Source organism: Actinoplanes rectilineatus (assembly GCF_000962825.1).
GTDB lineage: Bacteria > Actinomycetota > Actinomycetes > Mycobacteriales > Micromonosporaceae > Actinoplanes > Actinoplanes rectilineatus.
This window is the reverse complement of the sequence record NZ_JZKF01000246.1, coordinates 1-401: the sequence shown is the minus strand read 5'-3', so window position 1 is coordinate 401 and position 401 is coordinate 1. Positions and strand designations below refer to the sequence as shown.

Here is a 401-nt window from a genome sequence, read left to right as displayed (position 1 = left end):
TACCGACGCGGGGTGGAGCAGCTCGGTAGCTCGCTGGGCTCATAACCCAGAGGTCGCAGGTTCAAATCCTGTCCCCGCTACGAGTGGGTGAGGGGCTTGTGTTCGCGGAAAGCGCGAACATGGGCCCCTCTTCGCATTTCTGCTCCGGGGGCCGAGCCCCCGGAAACCCCACGGTGCGGTGGAGGCCTGGGTGACTTGCTGCCGGCTTCTTGTCTTGTACGTGTGAAGTGGCGTCTCCTTTTTCTCCCGTTATTCGTGTGCCGGCTTCGGGGGTGGGTTTGTGGGGACGATTTGGTTACTGGGGGCGGACGCGTTAGGCTTTGTTTACCGACGCGGGGTGGAGCAGCTCGGTAGCTCGCTGGGCTCATAACCCAGAGGTCGCAGGTTCAAATCCTGTCCCC

1 tRNA gene is annotated in these 401 nt (G+C 62.3%); it reads left to right on the top strand.

Annotated features, from left to right (window positions below):
• Positions 1-6 precede the first annotated feature (6 nt).
• Positions 7-80 (top strand) — tRNA-Met (locus WH85_RS46300).
• The last annotated feature ends 321 nt before the right edge of the window (positions 81-401 follow it).